The 8,188-nt window shown below is 68.0% G+C and carries 4 protein-coding genes; 3 read left to right on the top strand and 1 reads right to left on the bottom strand.

All coding sequences use genetic code 11. The features are described 5' to 3' along the window. The first annotated feature begins 87 nt into the window (after positions 1-87). The 3 genes from ACFYZB_RS44685 to ACFYZB_RS44695 are packed head-to-tail and all read left to right on the top strand — an operon-like array spanning position 88 to position 4,237. Positions 88-1,185 carry a tyrosine-type recombinase/integrase gene (locus ACFYZB_RS44685; RefSeq protein WP_388767635.1) on the top strand — a complete coding sequence of 366 codons (1,098 nt, stop codon included), beginning with the start codon at positions 88-90 and terminating at the stop codon, positions 1,183-1,185. A 17-nt stretch (positions 1,186-1,202) separates the two neighbouring features. Beyond that, the gene (locus ACFYZB_RS44690; protein WP_388767636.1) at positions 1,203-3,677 is read left to right on the top strand and encodes a tyrosine-type recombinase/integrase; all 2,475 of its coding nucleotides are present in this window, start codon (positions 1,203-1,205) and stop codon (positions 3,675-3,677) included. Further along, positions 3,674-4,237 carry a hypothetical protein gene (locus tag ACFYZB_RS44695; protein WP_388767637.1) on the top strand — a complete coding sequence of 188 codons (564 nt, stop codon included), beginning with the start codon at positions 3,674-3,676 and terminating at the stop codon, positions 4,235-4,237. Before ACFYZB_RS44690 ends, ACFYZB_RS44695 begins: the two co-directional genes overlap by 4 nt. 166 nt (positions 4,238-4,403) lie before the next feature. Here the strand turns inward: ACFYZB_RS44695 and ACFYZB_RS44700 are convergent, their stop codons facing one another. After that, on the bottom strand, positions 4,404-6,947 hold the full coding sequence (locus ACFYZB_RS44700; RefSeq protein WP_388767638.1) for a Helicase associated domain protein: 2,544 nt from the start codon (positions 6,945-6,947) through the stop codon (positions 4,404-4,406). Positions 6,948-8,188 lie beyond the last annotated feature (1,241 nt).

Below are 8,188 nucleotides of genomic sequence, written 5' to 3' on the forward strand. Positions count from 1 at the left end.
ACGGGGCTTGGTTGTGTTTGGTGGGTGGAGCAGAGCTATGTGGCTGAGCGTTCGATCTCTCCGTCGACTGGTGTGGAGCGGTGGGTGGTGGCCGATGCACGCACCTATGACCTGCATGTGGAGGCGTGTGCGTTTTTGGCGGGGTTGCGTAGCAAGGGCCGCTCGCCGAACACGGAACGGGTCTACGCGGGCCGTCTCGCCCTCTATCTGAACTACTGCACGGGGCGCCGTATCGAGTGGTGGTGTCCGAGTTTCATGGCTCTGTCCGGGCTGCAGCAGTGGCTGGTCACCACGCCGCTGCCGGCTCGCAGCCGCCGCTCCCCGACCACGGCTGCACCCCGCTACCGTTCGCAGGCTACGGCGAACGCGGTGATGACGGCGGTTGCGGACTTCCTGCGCTTCGGCGCACTCCACGGCTGGGTTCCTGCCCAGACGGCCGGCTTGCTGTCGGAGCCGAAGTGCCTGCGGTTCTTGCCGGCCGGTTACGACGCCGGGGAGCGCGGCCAGTGGCGCCAGGTCCAGGTATCGGCTTTTCGTTTCCAGGTCAGCGAGCCCGGCTACGAGGACCTGTCCCCGCAGCAGATCCGCTGCATGATCGCGGATACGCCCCGGGCGCGGGACCGTTTCCTCATCGCGCTGCTCGCCGCGACCGGCCTGCGGATCGGAGAGGCCCTGGGCCTGCGCCAGGAGGATCTGCACTTCCTGGCCTCGTCACGCTCGCTGGGCTGCCCGGTTCAGGGCCCGCACCTTCATGTGCGGCGCCGCACCGACAACCCGAACCGGGCCCTTGCCAAGTCCAGACACTCCCGATGCCTCCCTGTCACCCCCGACATCGTCACCTTCTACACCGACTACCAGCACGAACGGACCGCGGTGGCCCAGGCGGCCGAGACAGGCATGGTGTTCGTGAACCTTTTCCGGCCCCCGCTGGGGCGGGCCATGACCTATCCGAACGCCAAGAGCGTCTTCGACCGTCTGGCCCGCCGTGCCGGGCATCCGGCTCGCCCGCACATGCTGCGCCACTCGGCGGCCACCCACTGGCTGCGTGAGGGAGTGGACCGGGACGTGGTGCAAAAGCTGCTGGGTCATGCCTCGCCGCTGTCCATGGACCGCTACCGCCACGTCGATGAGTCCGAGACCCGGGCGGCTGTCGACCGGGCCCAGGCATGGCGGGAGAACCAGTGAGTACCGCTACCGCGCCCGTGACCGCACTGGAGGCGCCGACGAGGGCCACGAAGAAGTCGTGGGAGACGTGGCTGCGTGCCCACATCGATCCCGAGTGGAGGCCAGGGGAGTGGGACAGCGCCAGGTGGCTGTTCACCGGAGACCTCGACAACCCGCGCACCTCGTCCTCCCGGTGCCGCACCCGCCGCTGCGACATGATCGTGCGCGCTCAGGAGACGTTCTGTACGTACTGCTCGGACCAGCGCAGAAAGAGCGGCCTGCCGCGGGAAGAGTTCGCCGCCACCTTCACCCCTACCCGTTCCAAATCCCTGCCGTTGACGGTCGTCGGGCCGTGCACGCTCACCCGGAACGGCGTGCGCTGCGTACGGCCCCAGGTATCGGGAGGCTTGTGCGCTGCCCACCACAACTCCCGCAAGTACCACGCGGCAAGGGGCACGTTCGAAAGCTGGCTCCGTGAACGCGCTACGCCCTTCACTGACGTGCCCGTCTGTATGGTCGCCGACTGTGCCGGCGCATCCATGAATTCCCGGGGGCTGTGCAACTATCACTGGCGTGCCTGGAGGGCAGAATGCCGTTCCAGTACCGCTCCCAGGTCTGTTGCCCAGTGGGCGCCGGGGCAGCCGCTGTATCTGCTGGCGCACCAGTTTCATCTCGCCCCGTTGCCCGAGTTGCTGCGCTGGGAAGTGCTGTATGCCGTGCAGCAGATGGACCAGTGGGTACGGGCCCTGGAACCTCACTGGATCCGTGGCGTGATCAGCCACCTCACCACTGCCAAGACCCTTCTGAACGCCACCAACGCAGCCCGGCTCACCAAGCCGCACCAGTCTGCCGTCCGCACATTGGAGAACCTGCAGTCCGCCGCCCGCGCCGGATACAGCGAGTTCTCCGGGATCACTCTCATCGACCAGGACGTCATCGATCTGCGCGTCCTCGGGCTGCGCCACAGCGCCTCCGGCAAGCGCCGGCATCTGCCCGGCCGCGTCGATCTCCGCACAGTCCGCCAGCCCTGGTTGCGCCAGGCGCTGCGTCATTGGGTGACCACCGCCCGACCCACCACGGAAGACTTCAAGCGCACTTTCCACGCGACGACCATTGCCTCCACGGCTCTCGCCCAGCGCGCCGACGCCGGCGACGATCCCGCCGCCCTGACGTTCGCCGATGCCACCTTGGCCGTCGACGCTTTCCGCAGCGCACGCAAACGAGACGGAACCTCCTACTCCTCCTCCTTCCGACGCAGCCTGCTGGGAATGTTCTTTCAGCTCATCGCCTACGGACGCCGCTGCGGCACCCTCGACGACCTGGCCGGCACCTTCACCCGCGTGCCCGTCGAGCACGTCATCTCCGTGGAAGAACCCAATGAGGACTTCATCGGCAAGGCCATCCCCGAATCCGTCATCCGGCAACTGGACGCCTACCTCGACACCCTGGGCACCGGAAACACCTACGGCTGCCGCGATATCGCTCCCAACGCCCGGCAGTTGCTGTACCGCACGATGTACATCGTCCTGCGCGACACCGGGCGCCGCCCGCTCGAGATCGTCTCCCTGGCCCGTGACTGCCTGGAAATCCACAACGGCCAGCCCACCCTGATCTGGGACAACCACAAGCGGAAACGCCACCGCCGACGTCTGCCGATCACAACATCCACCGCCGACGCCATCCGAACCTGGCAAGACTGCCGCGACCAGCTGCACCTCCCCGCCAAGGGAGATCGATACCTCTTTCCGTCCCTCACCGCCCTGAGCGACGCCCCCTACATCTCCAGCACCTACCTCAGCGACGCCCTCAGGCTCTGGGTAGACGCCCTACCCCCGCTCCACGCCGAGGGCACCGACTCCAAAGGACAACGACTGCTCTTCGACCGATCCCTGATCTACCCCTACGCCTTCCGCCACTCCTACGCACAGCGTCACGCAGACGCCGGCACCCCCGTCGACGTGCTGCGCGAGCTGATGGACCACAAATCCATCGCCATGACCCAGCGCTACTACACCGTCTCCCTCAAACGGAAAAGCGAAGCCGTGGCCAAACTCAGCGCACATGTCCTCGACCAGCATGGCCACCCCAGCCCCAGCTCGAGCACGGCCTACGAGATGCGCTCCGTCGCCGTTCCCTACGGCGGCTGCACCGAGCCGTCGAACGTCAAAGCCGGCGGCCAGGCCTGCCCCATCCGCTTCCAGTGCGCCGCCTGCGGCTTCTACCGCCCCGACCCCTCCTACCTGCCCGCTATCGAGCATCACATCAACGAGCTACGAGCAGACCGCGAAACCGCACTCGCCATGGGCGCAGCCGAGTTCGTCACCACCGCCCTCACCGCACAGATCACTGCCTACCAGCGCGTCATCGACCGCATGAACACACGCCTGGCATCCCTCCCCGCTTCCGAACGCGCCCAGATCGAAGAGGCCAGCACTGTGCTGCGCAAAGCACGAGCAGGCGACAACCACACTCTCCTGCCCCTCGCCACTGCCCGACCTAAAGACCTGCGATGAATCCTCGCGGCAACCCGGCCCCCCTCGCCGAAGCCAGACGCCGTCACAGCCTCGACAAACGAGCCCGTGTCCTCGCCGTCCTCGCCGCACTCGAGAAACAGGGAAAGCCGCTCACCTTCGCCGCAGTCGCCCGCGCGGCCAGAGTCTCCACCTGGCTCACCTATGCCCCCGGCGTACGCGAGCACATCGAGGCAGCTCAACTACGCCAGGCCCACAGCACCCCGCCATCTGCCACGGCAAGCCTGCCCTCCCAACTCAGCCTGCGCACCGAACTCGAAATCGCCCGGCAAGAAATCAAAGAACTCCGCGACGAACGCGACCGGCTCCAGGCAGCCTTGCGCCACCAACTCGGCCAGCAACTCGATGCCATCTACGCCCCCGACGCAGCAGCCAGAGCAGACCAGCTGAATGCCCTGAACCAGGACCTCACCCGCCGGCTAGAGGAAGCCGCCTCAGAGAACGCCACATGCCGCGCCCGCATCAGCACCCTCGAAGAAGACCTGACTGCCGCCCGCACCAGCCTGCGCCGAATGATCCGCACCGAGAACACGGCCCGGTGAAAACGAGATCACCAGCACGCGCCGGCCTCATGCCTCGGTCTGGCCTCCAAGCGGGTGAACTGCGACGGCATGGACCGGTGAGCGGCTGGAGTCGCATCATGGGCGAGCCCAGCGCAAGGTCGTCACGCGCGGTGCACCAGCGGCGGGGCGGCCGCTCCGGTCCTGCTCACAGGCAGGTCCATCGCATGCCGATGGCGGATAGTTGCTCGATCCGCTCGGGGGAGAGCGTCGCTGCCCTGCTGCGTTGGTTGCTGATCCATGCACCAAGCCGGATCTGCTGTTCTTCCTGGTCCTGGCTGCTGCCCTCGTCCCCCTCGCCGCCGAGGACGATCGTCTCGACGTGTTTCCTGGGCACCCGAAGGTGTCCCTCGCGTTCGTAGTACTGCCGAGCGGCCGCGTAGTTCATCGCCCACTTGTCGGCCTGGGTCCGCCGCGGTTTCGGCTTCTCGTCCTCGCTCGCGGGCTGGATGCCGAGGATGTGTTCGCACATCCACTGCTGGACGGTGGTGAGTTTGTCCCAACCGAGGCGGACGGAGCGCACCCACCGTCCGAGGTCCTCGCCCTGGTGCACGACGACGCCCGGCGACATGGGCAGGGTGCCGCCGGCGTTCAGGTGCTGCCGGATCAGGTGGAAGGCGCGCTGCCACTCCACCGGCCAGGCCGGGCACCACGACGGGTCGATCTCCTCCAGTTGCTCGCGCCGCTCGTCCGACAGTGCGCCGGCCACCGACTGCACGGGCAGCCCCTCGGCGCGCCGCTGCTCGATCTCGGCGGCCTTCCGGGCGGCGGCCCGCGCGTTCTTGAGCCAGATGCCTACCCGGTAGCCCTGGTAGGTGGCGTCCAGCGGTGCCAGGAGGTGGCCCGCCTCGGCGGCCCACCCGCGCGCGGCGGCCAGGCCCTCTTCCCACGCGACGTCGAAGTGCGACCACACCATGCCCAGCTTCTCCAGCTGCAGGACGCGATCCTCATCCATGTCCCCACGGGCGTAGACGCGCCTGGCATCGGCGATCCATTGCCCAAGGGGGAACCCAGCGAGCGCGGCCGGCCATCCCTCGGCTTCCGCCTCCTGGTCGTCGTGGCCGGGCACGCGGAACGTGAACGGCACCTTCAGGTCGCCGTGCTCGCGGGCGTAGATGACGGAGGCCTCGATGCCGCGCCGCCAGTGCTGATGCTCGGGGTTGAGGACCCGCAGGTTGATGAATGCAGCCAGTTGCGCGGGGTCACGCGGGGTGGAGAACTTCAGCAGCTGCCGGGCAGGAGTCGACGGCCCACCGGACCCTTCCCCCTCGCCTGGGCCCTCCTGGCCCCCGCTGCGGCTTTGTACGCCTCTGACACGGCTGCGCGCTTGGGGCTCGGCCAGTGCCTCCACGACACGGGCGTCGTGCGCCCTGAGTGCCTCCAGCAGCTTCGCCAGGCCGCCGAACGCCCTGCTGGTGAGCATGTTGTCCGCCGTCTCTCCGGGCCCGAGCAGGACCGGCACGACGAGGGAGGCGATCTTGCCCTCACCGGGATGCATCCGCAGCGCCCGGCCGACGGCTTGGACGAGGTCGGGCATGGAGCCGCGGACGTCCGCGAAGTACACGGAGTCACATCGGGAGGTATCAACGCCTTCGCCGAGGACCTTCACGGACCCGAGGTAGCTCTTCTCTACGACGGTGCCGTCGGTGGCGATGCCGTCGGCGAACTCGGTGAGAACCCGCCGCCGGTGACCCGGCTTGTGCTCGCCGCACAGCCAGTTGGCCCAGATCGTCTTGGGGTACAGCTCCGGGTCGGCGGCGTGCAGCTGCGCGGCCACATCGGGGAGGCCGGCCGCGAACGCCTCGGCCTCCTTGACGACGTGGTGGAAGACCAGCGTGCGCCGGAAGTTCTCCTCCGAGGACGCCTTCACCAGTGCGGTCTGCAGCGCCGCGAGCCGGGCCCCCCGCACCTCGTCCGAGCGGCCCTCAGCGCCCAGAAGCTGCGCGGCCTGTAGCTGGGTGTCGGTGATGTCCACGCACACCACCTGGTAGGGGGCACAGATCCCCCGGTCGATCGCCTCCGACAGCGTCAGCGTGTAGCACCTGCTGCCGAACGGACCCTCCGGGTCGTCCTCCATCGAGGCGACCAGCTCGCCCGGCGCGCCCTGCTCGGCGTCCTCGTCCAGCTGCCACAGCCGGGGTGTGGCGGTCATGTAGAGGCGGCGCAGGGCGGGGATGCGGGTGTTGTCGTGGACGACCGCCCATGGCTTCCCGATTCGGCCCGAACACCGGTGTGCCTCGTCCACGACGATCAGGTCCCAGCCCGGTAGGCCGGCCTTGTGCGCGCGCTCCAGCGTGCCCAGTCCCAGGGAGGCGTACGTGGCGAACACCGTGACCTTGTCGAACGGGCGCACCCAGTCGACCAGCTCTTCCACGTCCGTGGTGTTGGGAAAGGACACCTCCTCGCCCCGCAGGGACGACACCCCGACCATCGGGCCCGTGCGGCCTCCTTCGCGCCAGGCGGCCTCGGTCTGGGCGAGTAGATCGAGGGAGGGGACGAGCACGAGCACGCGCCCCGCACGGAGCTCCTCGGCGCTGCGGGTGGCCACGAGCGTCTTGCCCGTTCCGGTCGCCATGATCACCTGAGTGCGGAGCCCCCGCTCGGGCACAGTAGATCGTGCAGGCGATTCGAGCGCACGCAGCACCGCGTCCACGGCTTCTCGCTGGTGGGGGCGGAGTTCCTTCACTGCCATTCCAATCTGCCTTATCCTGCGAGCCCCGCCTGTGGCTTCACGCGACAGGAAGCGAGAAACCTGCACTGTAGATTGTGTTTAGTCGACTAGGGGAACCTCACCGGAACCGGGGCGCGGCGTCGGACAAGCAGCTGGGGAGTGTGATCAGAAACTTCCCTGATTGGCTAGGCGCTAGGGGCATCTGATTCCAGAGTTTAGCGCACCCAAAGTTTGAAGCACCACTACAGTGGTTTGCGGTGCACCCCTGCATCCACTGACTCAGGGCTCGTAGGATCCCCCTCATGGACTGGGGACCGCTAGTCAGCACGTCACTCGGTGCCGTCATCGGCATCGCATCCACGCTGGCAACAGATCAGATACGGACCAAGCGTGGGAGGGAAGACAAGGACCAGGCCGCACGGCAGCAACTGTACGGCGATTACCTGGCCGCTCTCGCCAGGACGAGGAATCACCTACGGATGGCGGCCAGGCTGACTGGCTTGCCAGCTGGAGAACGGGCCCGCAGGGCAGCCGAGGCATTCCACGAGGGGAATGCCTACGAACTGCGCTACCAGATCGCGGTGGTGGCACCCAAGGCAGTCGTCGAGGCGTCGACTGCCGCGTTCCGGTCCCTGCGGGATCTAAGGGACCGCGTGGAGGAAGGAGCACTCCACACCAGTCAGGACTACATTCAAGCCCGGGACAGGTGGGAGCTACTGCTGGCGGAGTTGCGGATCGCAATGAGACGAGGATCTTGGCAGGCAGGTCTTCTAGCCACCCAGGCCGCTGTGGGGCCAGCCACTCCTGCCCACCTCACCAGCCCGTGTTCAGCCCATCGCTCTCCCGACTACCCGTCACCCTCCTCTACACGTTGCGGGAATCGGCAGCACTTCGCCTGTAGAGGCTGACTGAGCGTCAAACCCCACAACCCGCAGGGGATGCAGCCGGAGAGACAGCCACCCCCCACCGCTGCTGCCCGGGCCGCAGGCCCGCTGGCCCGCCCCGCGCAGCGGGGCTGGCCTTCGTGGCGCGAAGCGCCACACGGTGACCGGAGCGCAGCGCAGGCACCGAGTAGGGGCGCAGCCCCCACCGCTCCGGAAGCGCAGCGGACGGAGCGTCACCCGCCCTGCTGCGCAGGGCGGGTGAGCTGACCGCGCAGCGGTCAGCCAGCGCTCCCGCGGAGCGGGAGCGCAACACCCGTGCGCGCAGCGCACGGGTGTTCGCTTGCATCGCGCGCAGCGCGATGGGACCCGCTCCGCGGG

It is taken from the genome of Streptomyces sp. NPDC001852 (assembly GCF_042891825.1).
Taxonomy (GTDB): domain Bacteria; phylum Actinomycetota; class Actinomycetes; order Streptomycetales; family Streptomycetaceae; genus Streptomyces.

Excerpts from the sequence above, each read along its gene's own strand:
- ACFYZB_RS44695 (WP_388767637.1), top strand. The coding sequence starts at position 3,674 with ATGAATCCTCGCGGCAACCCGGCCCCCCTCGCCGAAGCCAGACGCCGT.
- ACFYZB_RS44700 (WP_388767638.1), bottom strand. The coding sequence starts at position 6,947 with ATGGCAGTGAAGGAACTCCGCCCCCACCAGCGAGAAGCCGTGGACGCG.